This window comes from Pseudoalteromonas sp. SG44-1, assembly GCF_014164315.1.
Lineage (GTDB): Bacteria > Pseudomonadota > Gammaproteobacteria > Enterobacterales > Alteromonadaceae > Pseudoalteromonas > Pseudoalteromonas rhizosphaerae.
The window spans coordinates 1-372 of sequence record NZ_JACJEW010000258.1; the positions used below are offsets into that span (position 1 = coordinate 1).

The 372-nt window shown below is 43.5% G+C and carries 1 pseudogene; it reads left to right on the plus strand.

Annotation, left to right across the window (positions count from 1 at the left end):
- Positions 1-73 precede the first annotated feature (73 nt).
- Positions 74-372, plus strand: a pseudogene (locus H5187_RS24070) (IS66 family transposase); the annotation flags it as partial.

A 372-nucleotide genomic window follows, 5' to 3' on the forward strand; every position in this document is an offset into this window, starting at 1 on the left:
ATCGTTGCCACACCGTCTGTTTTATCTTTGCGTCAAGCAAGAAAACACCGTCAAATTCTGTTAAATTGCGAACATGAAAATTGATGCACACTCACTTCCTGACGACCCAGAACAACTCAAGCGCATGTTGCTTGAGTTGCAACAGCATATGGATGAAAAGTTAGCTGAAAAAGACGCGAAAATTCACGAATTGCTACAAGCTTATAACGCGAAACTAGCCAAAGAGTACGCCAAAAAATCTGAAAAGATGCCGGGTGCAGGCGAAGTATTCAATGAAGCAGAAGATATTCTCGATGAACATGATAAAGCGCTATTGGCCACATCGGCCTCAGTAAAGAAAGAAAAAGCCAAACCGAAACGCCGGCCACTGCC